The 19,342-nt window shown below is 45.4% G+C and carries 16 protein-coding genes; 3 read left to right on the forward strand and 13 right to left on the reverse strand.

Annotated features, from left to right (window positions below):
• Window positions 1-51 precede the first annotated feature (51 nt).
• Entirely contained in the window at window positions 52-474 is a 423-nt protein-coding gene (locus tag OH460_RS22440) for a hypothetical protein (protein WP_269999564.1), read from the reverse strand.
• Between the two features lie 121 nt (window positions 475-595).
• The gene (locus OH460_RS22445) at window positions 596-1,483 is read right to left on the reverse strand and encodes a TraB/GumN family protein (protein ID WP_269999565.1); all 888 of its coding nucleotides are present in this window, start codon (window positions 1,481-1,483) and stop codon (window positions 596-598) included.
• Between the two features lie 403 nt (window positions 1,484-1,886).
• Between OH460_RS22445 and OH460_RS22450 the strand changes: the two genes are divergently transcribed.
• Both OH460_RS22450 and OH460_RS22455 read left to right on the forward strand, forming a co-directional pair.
• Window positions 1,887-4,538 carry a beta-N-acetylhexosaminidase gene (locus OH460_RS22450; RefSeq protein WP_269999566.1) on the forward strand — a complete coding sequence of 884 codons (2,652 nt, stop codon included), beginning with the start codon at window positions 1,887-1,889 and terminating at the stop codon, window positions 4,536-4,538.
• Window positions 4,539-5,071: 533 nt separating this feature from the next.
• Window positions 5,072-5,785, forward strand: coding sequence for an oligogalacturonate-specific porin KdgM family protein (locus tag OH460_RS22455; protein ID WP_105059144.1), 714 nt, complete (start codon window positions 5,072-5,074; stop codon window positions 5,783-5,785).
• A 239-nt stretch (window positions 5,786-6,024) separates the two neighbouring features.
• Here OH460_RS22455 and OH460_RS22460 read toward each other — a convergent pair whose 3' ends face one another.
• Together OH460_RS22460 and OH460_RS22465 are read right to left on the reverse strand one after the other, a co-directional pair.
• Entirely contained in the window at window positions 6,025-6,465 is a 441-nt protein-coding gene (locus tag OH460_RS22460; RefSeq protein WP_017631063.1) for a DUF411 domain-containing protein, read from the reverse strand.
• Complete coding sequence (locus OH460_RS22465; RefSeq protein WP_269999567.1) at window positions 6,455-9,268, reverse strand: heavy metal translocating P-type ATPase; 2,814 nt, start codon at window positions 9,266-9,268, stop codon at window positions 6,455-6,457. Before OH460_RS22465 ends, OH460_RS22460 begins: the two co-directional genes overlap by 11 nt.
• Window positions 9,269-9,568: 300 nt before the next feature.
• Between OH460_RS22465 and gltX the strand changes: the two genes are divergently transcribed.
• Window positions 9,569-10,996, forward strand: coding sequence for a glutamate--tRNA ligase (gltX, locus tag OH460_RS22470; protein WP_008218185.1), 1,428 nt, complete (start codon window positions 9,569-9,571; stop codon window positions 10,994-10,996).
• Window positions 10,997-11,085: 89 nt separating this feature from the next.
• On the opposite strand, the gene OH460_RS22475 is transcribed toward gltX, so the two are convergent.
• The 9 genes from OH460_RS22475 to OH460_RS22515 are packed head-to-tail and all read right to left on the reverse strand — an operon-like array spanning window position 11,086 to window position 19,297.
• The gene (locus OH460_RS22475; RefSeq protein ID WP_061034130.1) at window positions 11,086-11,550 is read right to left on the reverse strand and encodes an Sbal_3080 family lipoprotein; all 465 of its coding nucleotides are present in this window, start codon (window positions 11,548-11,550) and stop codon (window positions 11,086-11,088) included.
• An 8-nt stretch (window positions 11,551-11,558) separates the two neighbouring features.
• A complete protein-coding gene (locus OH460_RS22480) occupies window positions 11,559-12,782 on the reverse strand; it encodes a beta-ketoacyl-ACP synthase (protein ID WP_061034129.1) in 1,224 nt (407 codons plus the stop codon).
• A complete protein-coding gene (locus tag OH460_RS22485; protein ID WP_019824153.1) occupies window positions 12,779-13,504 on the reverse strand; it encodes a 3-ketoacyl-ACP reductase FabG2 in 726 nt (241 codons plus the stop codon). The genes OH460_RS22480 and OH460_RS22485 overlap by 4 nt, the downstream gene beginning before the upstream one ends.
• A complete protein-coding gene (locus OH460_RS22490; RefSeq protein WP_004739763.1) occupies window positions 13,501-13,965 on the reverse strand; it encodes a hotdog family protein in 465 nt (154 codons plus the stop codon). Before OH460_RS22490 ends, OH460_RS22485 begins: the two co-directional genes overlap by 4 nt.
• Window positions 13,958-15,157 carry a beta-ketoacyl-[acyl-carrier-protein] synthase family protein gene (locus OH460_RS22495; RefSeq protein WP_269999568.1) on the reverse strand — a complete coding sequence of 400 codons (1,200 nt, stop codon included), beginning with the start codon at window positions 15,155-15,157 and terminating at the stop codon, window positions 13,958-13,960. The genes OH460_RS22490 and OH460_RS22495 overlap by 8 nt, the downstream gene beginning before the upstream one ends.
• Before the next feature lie 5 nt (window positions 15,158-15,162).
• Complete coding sequence (locus OH460_RS22500; RefSeq protein WP_269999569.1) at window positions 15,163-15,786, reverse strand: DUF3261 domain-containing protein; 624 nt, start codon at window positions 15,784-15,786, stop codon at window positions 15,163-15,165.
• Window positions 15,783-18,155 carry an MMPL family transporter gene (locus tag OH460_RS22505; RefSeq protein ID WP_269999570.1) on the reverse strand — a complete coding sequence of 791 codons (2,373 nt, stop codon included), beginning with the start codon at window positions 18,153-18,155 and terminating at the stop codon, window positions 15,783-15,785. The genes OH460_RS22500 and OH460_RS22505 overlap by 4 nt, the downstream gene beginning before the upstream one ends.
• On the reverse strand, window positions 18,127-18,807 hold the full coding sequence (locus OH460_RS22510) for a LolA family protein (protein WP_269999571.1): 681 nt from the start codon (window positions 18,805-18,807) through the stop codon (window positions 18,127-18,129). Before OH460_RS22510 ends, OH460_RS22505 begins: the two co-directional genes overlap by 29 nt.
• On the reverse strand, window positions 18,794-19,297 hold the full coding sequence (locus tag OH460_RS22515) for an acyl-CoA thioesterase (RefSeq protein WP_269999572.1): 504 nt from the start codon (window positions 19,295-19,297) through the stop codon (window positions 18,794-18,796). The genes OH460_RS22510 and OH460_RS22515 overlap by 14 nt, the downstream gene beginning before the upstream one ends.
• Window positions 19,298-19,342: the final 45 nt, after the last annotated feature.

Genomic DNA, 19,342 nt, shown 5'->3' on the forward strand with positions numbered 1-19,342 from the left:
GAAAACGGACCTTTCCCTTAGCCCTGTTTTTTTCTTCAATCAACTCAATGATCAATTCACATCACACGTGATGTCTTTTATTGGTGTTTCCGAGGTAACAAAACAAACATACGCTTCCGCTGGCTTATTCGGGCCTATTCGAATGTAACCTGCCTTTACTTCACCTTCATCAAACGTCACCGAGTGAGAGCTTCCCGTTTGGTTGTCGTAAAAGTTTGCTTCAAAATTGTTGTTCATTTGGCTTGCGATACGGTTTCGTGTTGTAGATGTTGTGAACGTAATATTGGCGCAGCGCATCGGTGGTTTCTCAGTAATCAAAAACTGCCCGCTTTCTTTGTCTAATACACCGCCTTTGGTATCCGGTTGTATGTCTATCGCCTGAAACTGTTCGATGGTGCATGTTTCTTTGGCTGAGGCTATTGAGGGCATCAGCATCGTGAGGGCTAAAGGGAAAGCAAAAAGTACTGGTTTCATTAGAACAACGCCATAGGAAAAAAGAGCGAAAGATAATAGCACCGCAATGGTGCTATTAAATGTAAAGATTCTGTTATTAAGGAAATGCTTTTATAACGAAAACAAAATGAGGTGAGTATTGTTAGCCTTTTGGGCTAGCCTCAAATTGACATTGGGCTGGTTGGCTTTGCGATTGCTGGATGACACTGAAGCCTTTCTTTTCTAATAACTGTATAAGGTTACCTTCTCCAATTAGGTGCAAGGTGCCAACTACTATCAAGTAGTTCCCTTTAGACTTAAGTTTCCAATTATTGGCGGATAGCTTGTTTGCCCAATCAATGTTGCGATCCGTTAGGAACGCTTTCTCAAGATCGGTTGGCATTTCAGACAGCTCCGCAAAATCCTCAAGTTTGGTTACATCACCCGCCTTCCAGCTCTCAATTAGGCAATGAACCACACGGTCTGTTTTGTCAAATTCTTCAATGCCTGTCACTAGCCACTCTTTACCAGAATCTTTTTGCCCTGCAATAAGGTCTATTTGAAATTGTAGTGGCTCTAAGCTGATCACTGGAACGTCTTGTATTGTCGCTTTATAGGCGAGTGTTGCGTCTACACCGCCCGCCGAGCCATAGCCGAGATTCTTTAATTGCTGCATTTGTATCGATAGAGATGTCGCCCAAGGTGGAGAGCTCAATAGTTGCTGAGTCGGCATCCCCAAAGATTTTGAAATGCTTGTTAGTAGCTGCTTTTGTTCTGCGCTGAGCACATCAGCCGTGGTCACTGTTGTAGCCGGGTATACGACACCTTCGGATTTCCTGATATCCGTTTCGATGATTAGGCCATCGCTCTCTTTTAATGTGTCGGTAATCTGCGTGGGAAGTGGATACATGCTTTCATCCCCAACGTGTACAGAACCTAAAATTGTTAAGGTCAGGTCATCTTTTTTGGCTTGCCAATACAGAGGTTCTGCTAAAGCGTGCTTAGTCGTAAAGGTAAGAGCGAGTAACGTTAAGTATAAGAATGTGCGCAAAGAGAGCTCCTAGAGGAAGACGTAACTCGTTAAAAATGATTTTGACGGAGTTTTTTAACGGTTTTTTTTGAGAACAATGTCACGTTGTTTGTACGAAAAGTATAACAATACGCTGAAACTCTAAATCCTTTCTGACTACCAATGACACGATTTTATGAAATCGGTAAAAAAGATTGTGATTCATTTCTCAAATTTTACGTCAAAATTAAAATGACGGAAGTGCCGTTGCTTGTAACTTGATGATTTTATTTAAATTAAATTTATCAATATTTTTGAGATTTGAAGCCGATCACTTTATTAACTCGATTTAATTCACGGTAAAAAATAAGCCCATATAGTTTATCTAACTTTCGAAGCGCTCCATTTTGCTTCTTACTCAATTTTTAATTTATGGGTGAATACGATGTTGAAGAGAAACTTACTATCTGTAGCTGTATTGGCTGGCCTAACAGGTTGTGCAGTAACGCAAGCACCAGAACAAAAAGTAGTGAATGCACTGGCTGATAATCTTGATGTTCAGTACGAAATTCTAACTAACCATGGTGCGAATGAAGGCTTAGCTTGTCAGGACCTAGGTGCTGAATGGGCGTCATGTAATAAAGTGAACATGACGCTAACCAATGACGGTGAAGCGATTGACTCTAAAGATTGGAGCATCTACTTCCACAGTATCCGTCTTATTTTAGATGTTGATAATGAGCAATTTAAGATCACTCGCGTTACTGGTGACCTTCACAAGCTAGAACCTACTGAAAAATTTGACGGCTTTGCGGCTGGTGAAGAAGTGGTTCTTCCGTTAACGAGTGAATACTGGCAACTGTTTGAAACTGACTTTATGCCAGGTGCATTCGTGACGGCGCCAAACGCAGAACCTAAGATGATTGCATCATTGAATACAGAAGATGTTGCATCGTTCGTAACCGGCCTTGAGGGTAATAACCTTAAGCGTACGCCTGATGATAATAACGTAATGGCGACAGCGGTGACGCGTTTTGAAAAGAATGCTGATCTAGCAACTCAAGATGTATCAACAACGCTATTGCCAACGCCAATGTCGGTAGAAGCGGGTGAAGGTTCAGTAAGTATTGCTGGTGGTATTGCTTTACCAAAAGACGCATTCGACGCTGAGCAGTTCGCTGCAATTGAAGAACGTGCAGGTGTGGTAAACGTAGATGTGAGTGGTGACCTTCCTGTAAGTGTTGCCGTTGTTCCTACTCAGTTTACGGGTGATTTAGCAAAATCTGGCGCTTATGAACTAAGCATCTCGGAAGAGGGGATTGCGATTAAAGCGTTTGATAAAACGGGTGCTTTCTACGCAGTTCAGTCTATTTTTGGCCTAATAGATAGTCAGAACGCTGAATCATTACCACAACTGTCAATTAAAGATGCGCCGCGCTTTGATTATCGTGGTGTGATGGTGGACGTTGCTCGAAACTTCCACTCAAAAGATGCCATCCTAGCAACGCTAGATCAAATGGCGGCATACAAGATGAATAAACTGCACCTTCACCTAACGGATGATGAAGGTTGGCGTTTAGAAATTCCAGGTTTACCAGAGCTAACGGATGTAGGGTCTAATCGTTGTTTTGATTTGGATGAACAAAGCTGCTTACTGCCTCAGCTAGGTTCTGGTCCAACAACAGACAACTTTGGCTCTGGTTTCTTTAGTAAAGCGGATTACGTCGAGATCCTAAGCTACGCTAAAGCGCGCAGCATCGAAGTTATCCCTGAAATTGATATGCCAGCACACGCTCGTTCAGCTGTGGTATCAATGGAGGCACGTTACACGCGTCTCATGGCGGAAGGCAAAGAAGCAGAAGCGAACGAATACCGCTTGATGGATCCGCAAGATACATCGAACGTAACCACGGTTCAGTTCTACGATAAGCAAAGCTTCATTAACCCATGTATGGAGTCATCAACTCACTTCGTCGATAAAGTAATCTCTGAAGTGGCGGCAATGCACCAAGAAGCGGGCGTCCCGCTAACGACTTGGCACTTCGGCGGCGATGAAGCGAAAAACATCAAGTTAGGCGCAGGCTTACAAGATATTAATGCAGAAGATAAAGTGGCTTGGAAAGGCAACATCGACCTGTCTAAGCAAGATAAGCCGTTCCAACAATCACCACAATGTCAGTCATTGATCGCTGATGGTACTGTAAGTGATTTCGGTCATCTACCAAGCCACTTCGCAGAACAGGTGTCTAAGATTGTTGCTGAGAAGGGTATTCCACACTTCCAAGCATGGCAAGATGGTCTGAAATACAGCGAAGGTGAAGAAGCATTTGCAACCGAAAGCACTCGCGTGAACTTCTGGGACGTTCTTTACTGGGGCGGAACTTCATCAGTATACGATTGGTCAGCAAAAGGGTATGACGTGATTGTCTCTAACCCAGACTACGTATACATGGATATGCCATACGAAGTTGATGCAGCTGAGCGCGGTTACTACTGGGCAACACGTGCAACCGATACTCGTAAGATGTTTGGCTTCGCACCAGAAAACATGCCACAAAACGCAGAAACATCATTAGACCGTGATGGTAATGGTTTCTCAGGTAAAGGTGAGGTTGAAGCGAAACCTTTCTACGGATTATCTGCACAGCTTTGGTCTGAAACAGTGCGTACTGACGAGCAATATGAATACATGGTGTTCCCTCGCGTATTGGCAGCAGCAGAGCGTGCATGGCACCGAGCTGAGTGGGAAAACGACTACAAGGTTGGTGTTGAATACTCTCAAGAAACTAACTTAGTGAATAAGCAAGCGTTGAACAGTGACTTTAATCGCTTCGCGAATATTCTTGGTCAACGTGAGCTAGCTAAGCTAGAAAAAGCGGGTATTGATTACCGACTACCAGTTCCAGGTGCGAAGGTTGTTGACGGTAAGCTAGCGATGAACGTTCAATTCCCAGGTGTAGAGCTGCAATACTCTGCTGATGGCGAAAACTGGCTAACGTACGATGAGCAACAACGTCCATCAGTTTCTGGTGAGACTTACATCCGCTCTATTTCAGAAAGTGGTGAGAAAGTAAGTCGAGTGACCTCAGTTAAATAATCGATAAGCACTATTAATAGAAGAGCTCCTGACCTTTATCTTATTCAAGATAAAACGGGAGCTCTTTTTGTTTACTGCGAATTAGGTGTTTATCCAAAACTGAAACATATAGAAATCGCCTTTGTTCATATCATCAACAATGCACATAAGGTGACTTTAATCCCAAAAGTGACGAGCCTCTCATTATTCTCTTCAAAAAATAAGTCCCCAATAAAAAACTCTAAATCAGATGTGATTCAACTATCTAAATCTAATTTTTCTACGTGAAATAACGTGATCCCGATCTGTACGCTTTTCCATCTTGAGTTTTTTATCAATTTTTATATTTTTAAATTGCTGATTTTAAAGGGTTAAATAACTTGTCTTTTTTTGATAGTGAGAAGGATCACTCTGTCGGCCCTTTTATTTTGAAACGCAAATTAATTCGAGCAACATAGATTTCATGCCAGGGAGGCGACCAATTACTCAAGCGGTGAAGGTGAATGATGTACCGAAGATATGCCGCTGAAAAAATCAAACTAAGGCAGTTTACTATGAAAAAAATTATCGCTCTAAGTGCTCTTTCTCTTGCTTTCGCTTCTAGTGCTTTTGCTGGTTCTTCTTACGTAACAGGTAACATCCAAATTCACGATGACGGCCGTATCCACGGTTCTGATATGACTTCTACGCTAGAAGCTGGCCACACGTTTGACAACTCTCTAGGCGGCTTCACGGTTTACACTGAGTTTGACGGCATCCAACTGGGTGAGCTTGAAGGACTAACTGCTGCTGAAACTGGTGGTTTGCCAACGACTGGTCAAGCGAACGCATTCATCACGGTTGGTGGTGAGCAAGCGTTCAATATCACTGACAACCTATGGGTTGCGGCGGGTTACCAACATGTATTCTCTGCGGGTGAGAGCATTCAATTCCGTCCATTAGTTAAGATCGGTTACAACTTCGATAACGGTATCTCGATTAGCAACCGTACTCGTGCTCACATCGATGATACTTCTGCTGATGCTGATACAGACTACCGCATGGATAACCGCATTGCTTACACAGTGAATGAAGACCTAGCACTTAGCTACAACAACGTTTACATGATTGACGCTGAAGCGATGGACCACGAGCTACGTGCAACATGGACTCGTCAAGGTGTTCAACCTTACTTTGAGTTCCGTAGCCAAGCTAACGGCGTAGATTTCGCAAACGGTGCTTCTAAGCAGAACAACGCATTCGTATTCGGTGCTTCTTACGGCTTCTAAGCTGATTCGCTTAGCTGCTTAGTCGATTAGATTATTAGCTGAGTGAACTTCTTTGTTAAATAGCTTGTTAGCTAATTAGCGGGGGAATATAGCGGTACTAACAGCCCGGTTGGTACCGCGACAAGATTTGCTTTACTGTCCAAAAGCAAAGAGCCTAGTAAGCAAACCACAGTCTTGGGTTTGCTTGATACTAGGCTCTATTTTTATGCTTTCAATTCTACCGTAGGTGAATTGGTACTCTAGTTACCTTTATAGTGACGGTACTCAAACACCTGACCCTTATCATTAAACGCGTACACCGAGTACTCGTCTTTCTTATCGCCATATTCCATACCCGGTGAGCCCATTGGCATGCCCGGAACCGCCAAACCAATCGCATTACGTGGTGGGTTTTCTAAAAACGCTTTTACGTCTTCTGCTGGAATGTGACCTTCAAATACATAACCGTCGATCTCTGCGGTGTGGCATGAAGCCAGCTCTTGCGTTACGCCTAACTTTTGCTTGATAGGGTTCATATCATCGTGGAGCTTCTCTGTTACATCGAACCCGGCATCACGCATATGCTCCGTCCATTCTGTGCAGCAGCCGCAGTATGGAGATTTATGGTTTAGAACATCAGTAGCTAAAGCCTGTCCTGAAATTGCAGCGAGTGCAGTAAGAGTCATAACTTTACGAATCATGGTTAACCTCATGAATATGGTTTTTATTGATATTAGAATGAGTGGGCTTGAACAATCTCAGCCTGTTGGCATTGCTTACCACAGTAATTGACGACATCGCCATAGCAGCTCCTGCAACTACTGGGCTAAGCAGAAATCCAAAAAACGGGTAGAGCACACCGGCAGCAATAGGGATGCCAAGCGAGTTGTAGATGAAGGCCCCAAACAGGTTTTGCTTCATGTTTCTTACGGTCGCTTGAGATAGCTCGATCGCGTTGCTTACAGACAGTGGCGACGAGTTGAGGAGTGTCATTTGTGCACTTTCAATCGCAACATCACTGCCACTGCCCATTGCGATACCTATATCGGCTTGAGCCAGTGCTGGTGCGTCGTTAATACCGTCTCCAACCATGGCTACACTATTATATTGTTGTTGAAGTTGAACAATATGTTGCGCCTTCTGCTCTGGAAGTACTTCAGAGATAACCTCATCGATACCGACGCTTTTGCCAATCGCTTGAGCAACCGAGTGGTTGTCACCAGTGAGTAGCACAGTGTGAATTCCGGCGGATTTTAGTTGAGCAATAGCTTGTTTGCTATCTATTTTTAACGCGTCTGAAATGCCTAATATGCCTTCCAGTTTTTGGTCGATGACTACGAAGATGGGTGTCCATGCTTGTGTACGGCAAAGCTCGATGAAATCTGTGCCAATTTCTGTATTTACGCCTAATTGTGTTAGGTATTTCAGCGAACCGACTTGAACGTGTTTTCCGTTAATGTTGGCTTGTACGCCAAGGCCGCGGCTGTTTTCAAAGTCGCTGTGTGGGATTGCTGAAACTTCTAAGTTCTCGGCATATTGGCAAACAGCTTTGGCGAGTGGGTGCTCAGATCCTACTTCCACGGAATAAGCGTAAGCCAGTAATTCCCGTTCCGTTAGATTAGGGTAAAAGGCCTGTTGAACGCTTGGTTTACCTTGGGTTAGGGTGCCCGTTTTATCAAATACCACAGCATCAATTTTGCTCGCTGACTGCAATACATCGGCGTCTTTGATTAGAACACCAAACTCAGCAGCTTTTCCGACACCGACAGTAATAGAAAGTGGAGTGGCTAAGCCTAAGGCACACGGACAAGCGATGATCAGCACAGTCGTGGATACCACAAGCATGTAACTTGCACTTGGTTGTGGGCCAACAAAAAACCAAACTAAGGCGGCAATGGCAGCGATCGCGACTACAACGGGTACGAAAACGGCAGATATAGAATCGGCTAGTTTCGCAATTGCAGGTTTACTGCTTTGTGCTTGGCGAACCATCTGGATAATGCGAGCCAACATAGTGCTTGAGCCAATTCCTGTCGCTTCAATAAGTAAGCTGCCATCACCATTAATGGTACCTGCAGAAACGCCATCATTAACTGATTTTACGTTGGGAAGCGGCTCACCAGTTAGCATGGATTCATCGATGTAAGACTCACCTGATACCACAACGCCATCAACCGGTACTTTCTCACCCGGTTTGACACGTATCTGCATACCCACTTGGATAGCTTCTACAGCAATGATTTGCTCTTTGCCATCGACGATAACCATCGCTTTTTGAGGTTGTAAATTAATCAGTGCTTGTAGCGATTTCGTAGTGCGTGCTTTGGCCTTGGCTTCGATGTAGTGACCCAAAGAAATAAGGCCTATTATCATCGCGCTTGCTTCAAAGTAGACATGGCGAGAGGCTTCTGGAAACCATGATGGAATCAGCACAATCAACATTGAGTAGAACCATGCTGCGCCTGTACCCAAAGCAACTAGCGTGTCCATGGTCGCACGTTTATGCATCAGAGATTGCCAAGCATTGGTGAAGAAGCTGCGTCCAGAGGTGGCCAGCAGCACTAAACAGACCACACCAATGAATCCCCAAGCCAGTTGGTCGTTAAATGTAGTAATGGTCATGCTGCCGCCGAATACACCCCAAGCCATCAGCGGAGCTCCCAGCAGTAGCGCACTTACTGAGTTTTTCAGGAAGGCCTGTTGAGTGCGAAGTTGTTGTTCTTGCTGTTTTTGTTGTTGTGTTGCCGCATCATCAACAAACTCGGCGCCATAACCTGCAGTTTTAACCGATTCGATGAGCTCGTTTTCGATGAGGTCACGTGTTTTAGAGGTGAAAACCAAGGCAGTTTGCTCGGCAAGGTTGATCTGAGCTTGGTCGACGAACTCGTTCTTTTTCAGTGCTTTTTCGACTGAAGAGACACAACTCGCGCACGTCATTCCTTCAAGGACAAGGTGGTAAGTGTATTGACTCGCAACGGGGTCAGTTGGCGTCGCTTCTGTAGGATCTAATTTTTTATCTTCTTCTAAATCTGAACTCGGTGAGAGCTCATTTGCTTCAGAGTAGGGAGCTGCGTGGTAACCCAGGCTTTCGACCAGCTTAATCACCTCAGACTCAGAAAGCATAGTAACCAGTGATAATTCATGTTTGCTGATTTCTAGGTTTGAGGCTTGCTCAGTTTGTTCAAGCGCTTTAGTCAGTTTGCTCACACACTTGCCGCAGCTCAGACCGGATAGCGAAAGGTGCAGCTGATTACCCATAGAATAGCCAAGCGTTGCTAACTGTTCGTTGAGCTGAATGTAACTAAATGGAGTCGAAATATCGATGTAGGTCGGCGATATGTCATTAATCATCGTGCTGTCGAGATCGCTAAACAGTGTGCGAACTTTCTTCGCGCAACCCATGCAATTTAGGCCGTTGAGCGCCGTTGTGTAGTGGTTCATATCGATACTCCAATTCTCATCTACGCCTAACATAAACCTTCCCGTAAGGGTAAGGTCAAACATAAATTCAAGAATTTGATCTTGGTGGAGTGCTAGCTGGTGGTTTCAGTTTGAAATGGAAGAGGGAAATTAAGAATGTGCGGCTATAATCTACTGGCTAAGATTATCTATTTACGACTTTAAGGGCGTAATTGGCCTTTCAATAACGGCTTTCGTACAACAACAGCGCATTAATCATTCACTACTGATTGTAGATTTAAGCGGTGGTGATAAAATAGCGCCCAAAATTTAGTGATGTTTGACTATTGCAGGTCTTGTAATAGGCTCCACTAAAAGAATCACCTACATAATCAAGGTATTTAAATGACGGTTAAAACTCGTTTTGCTCCTAGCCCAACTGGCTATCTTCACGTTGGTGGTGCACGTACTGCACTTTACTCTTGGCTATTCGCTAAAAACCAAGGCGGTGAATTCGTTCTACGTATCGAAGACACAGACCTTGAGCGTAACTCTCAAGAAGCGGTTGATGCAATTCTAGAAGGCATGCAATGGATGGGTATGGAATGGGACGAAGGTCCTTACTACCAATCTAAGCGTTTTGACCGTTACAACGAAATGGTTGATAAGCTTCTAGCTGAAGACAAAGCATACAAATGCTACGCGTCTAAAGAACTGCTTGATGAAATTCGTGCAGAGCAAGAAGCAAACAAAGAGATGGCTCGTTACGATGCGAACCACCCTAAAATTATTGCAGCAAATGAAGCAGCACAAGAAGGCGATGCGTGCGTTATCCGTTTCCGCAACCCTAAAGAAGGCAGTGTAGTATTTGATGACCAAATCCGTGGTCGCATCGAAATTTCTAACAGCCAACTTGATGACCTAATCATTCGTCGTACAGACGGTGCTCCTACTTACAACTTCGTAGTTGTAGTGGATGACTGGGACATGGGTATTACACACGTTGTTCGTGGTGAAGACCACATCAACAACACACCTCGTCAAATCAACATCTACGAAGCACTAGGCGCGCCAGTTCCAACTTTCGCTCACTGTGCAATGATCCTAGGTGATGACGGTGCGAAACTGTCTAAGCGTCACGGCGCTGTATCAGTAATGCAATACCGCGACGAAGGTTACCTACCAAACGCACTAAACAACTATCTTGTTCGTTTAGGTTGGTCTCACGGTGACCAAGAGATCTTCTCTCAAGAAGAGATGATTGAATTCTTCAGCCTGAACGCAATCAGCAAGTCTGCATCAGCATTCAACACTGAAAAGTTACTTTGGTTGAACAATCACTACATCAAGACTTCTGAGCCTGAGTATGTTGCAAAGTACCTACAATGGCACCTAGACGCACAGAAGATCGATACCACAAATGGCCCAGCGATCACTGAAGTGATCAAGCTAGTTGGCGAGCGTTGTAACACGCTTATCGAACTTGCTGAGCAGTCTCGTTACTTCTACGAAGATTTCTCTGAGTTTGAAGCGGGCGCAGCGAAGAAGCACCTACGTGGTGTTGCTAAAGGCCCACTAGAGCTTGCTCTTGCTAAGGTTGAAGCTCTTGAAGAGTTCACGACAGCAAACATCAAAGATGGTGTGATTGCAGCAGTATGTGAAGAGTTAGAGATCGGCATGGGTAAAATCGGTATGCCACTTCGCGTAGCAGTAACAGGTGGCGGTCAGTCTCCTTCTGTTGATGCAGTGATGGAGCTTGTTGGTAAAGAGCGCGTAATCGCTCGCATCAAGATGGCTCTTGAGTTCATCGCAGAGCGTGAAGCTAACGCTTAATTGAGCAGTTGTTAGATTCAAAAAAGGGTCAGTAACTTGGTTACTGACCCTTTTTATTTGTCTCAAATTTTATTGTCTAAATAACTTTGCTATAGCTGGTCGTCGGCAATCATTTGGGTTGCTTGCGCGGCTGATTTCTTATCGAACAAGATATCCATCATCGCTTTGATGCGTTCCATATCGTCACCAAACTTGGAAAAGTTGCCGCTATTCGGCGCCTTAAACTCTACGTTACCAACGCGCTGTTGATCTTGATAAGCCGAGATCTTTGCGTCTGCCACAAAGGTTCTCAAATCCCAGCTCCAACGAGATACGTAATCTAGCGTGACTTCTTCAGGCTTGTGTTCAGAGCCGTCTGCGACAACCTTACACTTAACTTGATTGTTCAAACACCAATCGAGCATCGAATCAAGAAACACAGTGCGCGTCTTGGTGTCTTCTACGATGGTGATGTTTTTAATGTTGTTTGCTTCTGGCAGTGCGTTTCCTGAATATTTAGGAGCACTACAACCTGCGAGTAAAGCGACAGCAGCAACGGCTAACCAGTTTTTCATTACGTATCCTAGATTTTCTTGAAGATGATTGAAGTGTTGATGCCGCCAAAGGCAAAGTTGTTGCTCATCAGATATTCAACATCCAATTCGCGACCTGAGCCCGTGATGTAATCGAGCTTGCCGCACTGTTCATCGACATTCTCTAGGTTTAGGGTTGGGCTGAACCAACCGCTGTGCATCATCTCTAGGCTTAACCAAGCTTCAATTGCACCACATGCGCCAAGCGTATGCCCAAAGTAACTCTTAAGAGAGCTAATTGGCACTTCACCAAAGATATTCGCTGTTGCATTACTCTCTGCAATGTCGCCTTTTTCAGTCGCAGTGCCATGAGCAGAAACGTAACCAATCTTCTCTGCTGGAAGTTGTGCGTCTCTCAATGCTTTTTCCATACAGATTTGCATGGTTTCCATTTGAGGTTGAGTGACATGAGCAGCATCGCAGTTGCTAGCGAAACCAATGATTTCGGCATAGATTTTTGCGCCGCGAGCAACCGCATGTTCGTATTCTTCAAGGATCAGGGTTCCAGCGCCTTCGCCGATAACCAAGCCATCACGCTCGCTGTCGTATGGGCTAGGGGATTTCTTGGGTGTGTCGTTTTTTAAACTGGTAGCGAAAAGGGTATCGAAAACGGCAGACTCAGTTGGGCATAGTTCTTCACCACCACCGGCAACCATCACGGTTTGGTAACCATGCTTGATCGCTTCATAGGCGTAGCCAATGGCTTGGCTTCCTGAAGTACATGCGCTGCTGGTGGGAATCACGCGACCACGTAGACCAAAGAATAGACCTACGTTTACCGCGGCTGTGTGCGGCATCATTTGAACGTAAGTGGTTGCTGTGATTGCTCGTGTCGACTTCTCATTGAGCATCACACCAAACGCACCAACCGCATCAGTACTGCCGGTTGAAGAGCCGTAAGCGATACCAGTCTCACCATTGGTCAATACATCGTGACCAATTAAGCCGGCTTGCTCTAATGCATTCTCAGTAGCAACCGTTGCTAGGCGTGATACACGGCCCATGCCACGCACTTGCTTACGCTTGTAGTGTTTCGGCAGTTGGAAGTCATCAATAGGCGCTGCAAGCTTAGTGTTGAGACCGTCATATTGCTCGAAGCTTGGCATATATTGAGTCGCATTTTCACAGGCTTTTAGCTTTGGCTCTATCTGTTGCCAGTCGTTACCAAAAGCAGTGACACCAGACATTCCAGTTACAACAACGCGGCGGGTCATACTAAGCCTCCATTTACTGAAATCACTTGGCGAGTTACGTAGCCTGCAATATCAGACATTAGGTAGCTCACTAGACCTGCCACCTCTTCCGGCTCACCCATTCGGCGCAGTGGTACTTGAGGAAGCGCATGATCTTTCACGTGCTCGTCAACCATACCTGTGTCAATTAAGCCAGGAGCGACACAGTTTACCGTGATCTTGCGTTTTGCGAGCTCTAGAGCAAGAGACTTAGTTGCGCCAATCACCCCCGCTTTTGCCGCTGCATAGTTAGTTTGCCCACGGTTACCCATAATGCCTGATACAGACGCTAGAGTGACGATACGGCCACCTTTACGCTTTTGAACCATAGGCATAACACAAGGGTGAAGTACGTTGTAGAAGCTGTCTAGGTTGGTGTGGATCACGCCATCCCACTCTTCTTCTGTCATCGCAGGGAATGCAGTGTCGCGAGTAATGCCTGCGTTGTTTACCACACCGTAGTAAGCGCCATGTTCAGCAATATCTGACTCTAGCTTTTCACGACATTCGCTGCGGTTGCTGATATCAAATTGGATAAGACGTCCAGCGCCACCTTGCTCGGTGATCGATTGTAGAGTCTCTTCAGCACCTTGCTTGTCACCCATGTAATGAACGGCGATTTCAAATCCGTCTTTCGCGAGTTGAATAGCGATCGCTTTACCAATGCCTTTGCTGGCACCAGTGACTAAAACCTGACGGGTCATGATGGGCTCCTAGTTTTCATTTCTTGTAATTTTTGTTCGGTCGGCACGTAAACATTGAGTTGGCATTGAGCTACCAACTCGCCTTGGTCTTCGACTCTTGCGGTAAATACGGCCATACCACTGTCTTCCATAAGCTGTTCGGCATAGATATCAAGGGTCTGACCTTGAGTAAACTCATCACACAGTGACTTATAGCGACGAGAACCAAGCAGGAAACCGATAGGGGGAGTGGTGCCGTTTTTCAGCGCATGGTATCCAGACCATGCCGCTACAGACTGCGCCATAAACTCGATGCCAACATAAGCTGGTACTGTTTGAGATTCGGCATTAAAGAACAGGTTATGGTCACCGATATCGACCTGACAGTGGATCGACAACGCCTCTACGCTGATAGCACGATCGATTAATATCATCGGATCATCGTGAGGGAGAAGTTGGTCTACAGAAGGGATATCAGTCATTTACTACACCAAAAATCAGGCTAATGTTGTTACCACCAAAAGCAAACGAGTTGCTTAAGATGTTCTTTACTTTAAGTTTCTGGGTACAGTTTACCAAATCAATCTCAATATCTTCAGCTTTATCCTGACATTTTTGTAAGGGAAGCGGTAAGTCATATTTTAAAATATGCCATGCAATCGCCGCCTCAATCGCACTTGCTGCGCCTAGAGTATGCCCGGTAAGCGGCTTGGTAGAACTTACGGGAACCTTGTTTGCAAAAATACGATGGATGGCTTTGCTTTCCATTGAATCGTTGAGTGGCGTTGCTGTGCCATGGGCATTGATATAACCGATGTCCTCTGCTTGTAACTGTGCAGAATCTAACGCTTTTTTCATGGCTTGCTCGGCGCCATTGCCTTCAGGGTGGGGCGCTGAAATATGGTGTGCATCAGAGCTATCACCACAGCCTAATAAGGCAATGTTTGACGTGTCTTGCGCTGCATTAACACCGGCTAGTTTTGTTCTGCTGAGCAACATAAATGCCGCGGCTTCGCCGATGTTAATACCATCTCGGGTTGCACTAAATGGCTTACAATGTGTGGTTGAAAGAGCTTCAAGACCATGAAACCCATTGAGTGTCAGCTTACATAAGGTATCAACACCACCGACTAACACAGCATCAGCCATGCCTGAATCTAGCAAACGTTGCGCAGTCAGAAATACGCGACCACTGGATGAGCAAGCCGTAGAGATGACATAGTTTGGTCCCGTTAACGCGCAATATTGGCTAACGAACTCAGAAGTGTCACCAAGCTCTTGTTTTGAGTAATGGTAATCTTCTGGAAATGCACCATTTGCCAGTTTCTGTTTAAATGCCGCTTCACCGTCTGAGATACCCGAAGTACTGGTGCCAATTACCACAGCAATTCTATCTGCGCCAAATTGTGACTTTGCTTTCTCAATAGAGTCTTCAATTTGATTTAGAGCCGACAGCGCCAGTTGATTGTTGCGAGTGGCGTATTGCGCAAGATCTGAAGGAATAGGTGGCAGTTCACCCGCGATTTGACCAACGACAGTATGTTTACCATCGTTCAGCATATCACTCACTTCAATCATGTTTGGTTCACGTTCGCCTTTTAGGCAGCCATGAATGTCAGTAATACTTGAGCCTAGCGCTGAGTGGAAACCACAGTCTTGGATATAAATAGGCATAGTGTTTAGCTCTTACTTGGGTTATCGATAATCGTTGAATTCAACGTTTGTATCGTAATGGTGTAGCCTTGGGTCAAATGTTTAAAAACAATGTTGCCTGCTGTTTTGTGTGTATTCGGTTGCGCTTGGTAATCAATTCGGATGATTGCCTGCTTCTTGTCATTAAACACAGTGCGGCTGTTATCTGTATCGACCAAATGCCATCCTATACCTTGTAGCGGTTGGGCCCATGCTTCTGCAGGCCACAAGGTGAGCATTAAATTAAACAGTACCTGTTCGGGCTGCGGTAGGGTAGCTCCGAGGCCAGATAGCACTTGTGTTTCAATGGCTTGGTTTTGATACTGCAGCGATAGGATACGCGTACCCCAAGAAGAGAAGCCCGCTAAAACGACCTTATCAGGCGTGACTTCAACTTGAACCGGTAACTGCTGGGTATCCTCTTGCCAAGTCGCGCTGATCAACTGACTTGCCGTCAATGAGTATCCAAGATCCGCAGGAAGGGGTAAGGCTAATTCTGTCTCTGGATCGATTGCGACACTTGCACCTGTCGGTTGCTGAGAAACCATTGAACAGGCGTTGAGTAGTAACCCTAGCACGATGGCGATCACTATCTTGATTGTCTTGTTCATCTAAATGCCTCACGAGGTTTGTTCTTTTCTGTGGCTTGCTCATTGTTGATCGCGAGTGGGGAAAGCAGCCACGCCACAAAAATTCCGGTTAACACGGTAATCCCGAAGCTATGAATGGCATGAGTCTGACTCAGTGACAGTAAGCCGAATGACAGCAGTGTCGTGAGGCCAGACAAAGTGATCGCTAATAGGGTGCTTAGCGACTTCTTCTGCTCCGCAAAGAACAGGGTATAGTCGATACCGATCCCTAAAATCAGAATCAAACCAAGCAGATTAAATAGGTTCAATGTTGAGCCTAAAACGCCAGTCACCGCTAACCCCGCTACACCTGCAATAAGAGATGGTAGAAGCATTAATAGGCTTTGTTTCACGCCATATCGCCAACCTAGCACCATGCCAATAGCAGCGAAGGCAATCAATAACAGCTCGGTAATTTTGACGCGGTACTCAGCAAAAAGAGATGAGATTTCATCTGCTTTATTGAGGTATTTCACACCTTGTTGCTGAGCGAAGTCTGACTCCAACCACTGTGAGAACAGCTCAGTGTTAATGACGTCTTTGATCATGATAACCGACGCTGCTTGGTTATTGATTGGTTGTAACCAAAGCGGACGAATCGGCTCTGATACAGGCGACAATAGAAACTCATCGAGCGTGATCGGACTGTATTTAGGAAGCTCTGGGAAGCTCGGCCAGCCAAGCGTACTTTGCAATGTGGTGTTTTGACTATCATAAAGTTGCTTAACTAGCTGATAGTTTTGGTGTTGTTCTTGTTCACTTGGTAGGTGTTGATTGACGCTGCGATAGCCTGAGATAGCTTGCTGAGCGACTACGTTATCAAGATTAGAACTGATCAATGCTAACTTATTGAGCAGCGCTTGGTTGCTTTCGGCAGTAACTAACAGCATGTTCTGAGCACTGCCTAGGCCAGATATTTCTGATATGGCCTGCTCTTGTTGTTTTAGCTCGTCAGGCATTGCTTGAAGTTGCCTGATATCGTCGTCGTAGCGGACCTGGGTGATTGACGCCAAACTTAAGACGGTCACTATCAATGGCAAGCCGATTCTAAATCTGGGGTTGCTCCACAAGTTTAACCATGTCTGCCAAAGGCCGGCTAAAGGAAGCGCTCGCTCTTGGCTTGGTTTAGAGGCCAATACAGGGTACCAGCACACCACGCTGGCGTAAGCCGCGATAAGCCCGATAGATGAGAATAGCGCAAGTTGCTGTAGACCAGGGAAAGGCGCAACCAGCAGCCCAAGGTATCCGATTAAGCTAGTGATTAAGCCTAGGGTGATCGCAATGAAGATGTATTTTAAGCCTTTATCGCTTTGCCACTGACTTCCTGCTGCCAAACGGTCAGTGAGGTAATGAAATGAGTAATCGATGGATACGCCAATCAAGCTCGCGCCAAATACCAAGCTGAATAGGTGGACCTTACCAAAAATAGCGACGGTGCTCGCCAATGCGACTAATAATCCGGTACTAATTGAGAGCAAAGACAAGGCAAGTGGTAGTGCGCTACGAAAGGTTAACCACACCAGCAGAATCACGCCAGCCAAGGAGCCTAAGCCAATGGTGCTGATTTCAGACTTCGCACTTTGGGTGCCGTAATTTGCGTAGAAAACCACACCAGTGTGCTGAACTTTGACGTCAAACTGCTTCTCGATTTCTCGCTCTAAAGTATCTAGCGCAGGCAGCTGCTCTTGAATCGTCAGGCTATAAGGAGAGCCCGCCAGCGTTGCCGTAACGAGAATATGTGATTGCTCTTGAGATTGAGCGGTGAGATAGCCATCTTTAAGCCCAAAGTTACTCGAACGAGTGCCAACCTCGCTTATATAGTCACGAAATAACAGGAATGGGTCTAAGTTTAGCTCAGTCGCTGTTACGCCTGAAAAAGGGTTGTACAAAGATTGAATCACATATTGAGCACGTGATTCTGGTGCGTGTGTTAGTGTTTCTTTCTGTTGCTCTGTCAGTAGCTGAGCTCGATGACGGAAGTAGAAGTCACTCCATTGGCTTTGCGTACTTGAGTTGATTTTACCTTGTACATGCTTGAAGAGTACTGAACCACCTGAAAATGAGTCGTGATTGAGTGCTTTTTCAAAGGCTTTGGTTGCCGCGATGGTGTTCTTGATGTCTGATCCACTCAAGATAAATACCACTTGCTCACTCATCGAGTTGGAAATCTGCTGGAAAGCTTGTTCAACCATAGGATCTTGCTGATTTTCAGGCAGCAATTTCATGATGTTGCTTTCGATCGGCACTGAAGAAGAAAAAGCGAACTGTTTAATCAACAGTCCGCTAAAAAGCGCCGCAATTACTAGCCAGACAAGGGCGAGCTTAGAGTTGAAATTGTTGCGCTTCGGCATCTGACAATACTTCCGGTTGGTGGCTTAGCTGGCTAAATTCGATCACCGTGCTATCTCCACGAATCTCTTTTAACTCGATACGCTCAATATCACCGTTGCCTTGCAGCGTGATGGCCTCAAATACTGCATTCATTGGCGCGCTTTTGGGCTTAAGAGTCAGTGTCCAAGAGCCTGTATTTTCATCTGAGCTTTGCACGGTTGCAGGCTGGAATGACAGTGAGAATTGGTCTTGAAGTTTTTGTGTATCACCGTGGAACACAGATAGGAAAATATGGCTGAAATAAAACGCCATTGGGTTTTCTTTATCAGTGATGATCTTTGCGGGCTGGTCGGCAAACCTTTGGCTCAACTTGTTGTCGGTGAGCACTAAGTTCACCGGAAACGGTGTGGTTTGTGTCCAGAGTAAGCCGTTTGATTTGTCTAATAGGAATGTACCTTGCGACGTCAGAGGCTGGGCGAACATCTCCATATTGCGCGTTTGAGTAAACTCGCCACGAACAATGCTATTTTCGCTGAGTACCGTCTGCAGCTCTGAGATAGAACCGACAGCAGCAGTGCTCTCTTCAGCGGTTACAAGGCCACTCGTTATTATCGCTGTAAGCCCAAGTAGCACAATATTGATGTGTTTGCGGCTGCGTTTAAACAGATTCATGATTCACCTGCTGTGTGCTAGAGGCCTGAGGTTGCTGTTCAGCTGTGAGAGGTAAGCAACCAAACTGGTGCCAGTGTTCTACTTTTTCAGTAAACACTTTCGGTGAAGCAAAGCACATTTCTTGCTCTTCAATGGTTACCGCAACCTGCATAGTGTGTGCTCGAGTCATGCGAGCACCGGTTAGGGCATCATGAATCTCATAGTCGACGCGCAGGCGGTTTTCCCACTCGGTGAGCTTCGCCGTGACCTTAATCTTGTGATTAAACGGTATCGCTTTAATGTATTTTACGCGGGTATCGATGATAGGCCACATGTAACCTGAATCCTTCATCTCATGGTAGTTGTACTCAATCTTATCCATCATGATGCGTCTTACTTCTTCAAAAAATCGGAAGTAGTTGCCGTGATAGATCACGCCCATTGGGTCAGCATCTTGGAATGAGGTGACAAGTGTCACCTCAGATTGTAATGGATGAAGGATTTCAGACATAAATCGCTCTCAACAATATTGCGTAAAGGGGTGGTTACTATATGA

Origin of the sequence: Vibrio sp. Makdt (assembly GCF_027587015.1) — a bacterium.
Classification (GTDB): domain Bacteria; phylum Pseudomonadota; class Gammaproteobacteria; order Enterobacterales; family Vibrionaceae; genus Vibrio; species Vibrio chagasii_B.

What these genes read in the sequence shown, in the direction of transcription:
- gltX (WP_008218185.1), top strand. Translation starts at nt 9,569, where the DNA reads ATGACGGTTAAAACTCGTTTTGCTCCTAGCCCAACTGGCTATCTTCAC.
- OH460_RS22440 (WP_269999564.1), bottom strand. Translation starts at nt 474, where the DNA reads ATGAAACCAGTACTTTTTGCTTTCCCTTTAGCCCTCACGATGCTGATG.
- OH460_RS22510 (WP_269999571.1), bottom strand. Translation starts at nt 18,807, where the DNA reads ATGAATCTGTTTAAACGCAGCCGCAAACACATCAATATTGTGCTACTT.
- OH460_RS22515 (WP_269999572.1), bottom strand. Translation starts at nt 19,297, where the DNA reads ATGTCTGAAATCCTTCATCCATTACAATCTGAGGTGACACTTGTCACC.
- OH460_RS22485 (WP_019824153.1), bottom strand. Translation starts at nt 13,504, where the DNA reads ATGACCCGTCAGGTTTTAGTCACTGGTGCCAGCAAAGGCATTGGTAAA.
- OH460_RS22490 (WP_004739763.1), bottom strand. Translation starts at nt 13,965, where the DNA reads ATGACTGATATCCCTTCTGTAGACCAACTTCTCCCTCACGATGATCCG.
- OH460_RS22460 (WP_017631063.1), bottom strand. Translation starts at nt 6,465, where the DNA reads ATGATTCGTAAAGTTATGACTCTTACTGCACTCGCTGCAATTTCAGGA.
- OH460_RS22480 (WP_061034129.1), bottom strand. Translation starts at nt 12,782, where the DNA reads ATGACCCGCCGCGTTGTTGTAACTGGAATGTCTGGTGTCACTGCTTTT.
- OH460_RS22465 (WP_269999567.1), bottom strand. Translation starts at nt 9,268, where the DNA reads ATGTTTGACCTTACCCTTACGGGAAGGTTTATGTTAGGCGTAGATGAG.
- OH460_RS22455 (WP_105059144.1), top strand. Translation starts at nt 5,072, where the DNA reads ATGAAAAAAATTATCGCTCTAAGTGCTCTTTCTCTTGCTTTCGCTTCT.
- OH460_RS22495 (WP_269999568.1), bottom strand. Translation starts at nt 15,157, where the DNA reads ATGCCTATTTATATCCAAGACTGTGGTTTCCACTCAGCGCTAGGCTCA.
- OH460_RS22505 (WP_269999570.1), bottom strand. Translation starts at nt 18,155, where the DNA reads ATGCCGAAGCGCAACAATTTCAACTCTAAGCTCGCCCTTGTCTGGCTA.
- OH460_RS22500 (WP_269999569.1), bottom strand. Translation starts at nt 15,786, where the DNA reads ATGAACAAGACAATCAAGATAGTGATCGCCATCGTGCTAGGGTTACTA.
- OH460_RS22475 (WP_061034130.1), bottom strand. Translation starts at nt 11,550, where the DNA reads ATGAAAAACTGGTTAGCCGTTGCTGCTGTCGCTTTACTCGCAGGTTGT.
- OH460_RS22450 (WP_269999566.1), top strand. Translation starts at nt 1,887, where the DNA reads ATGTTGAAGAGAAACTTACTATCTGTAGCTGTATTGGCTGGCCTAACA.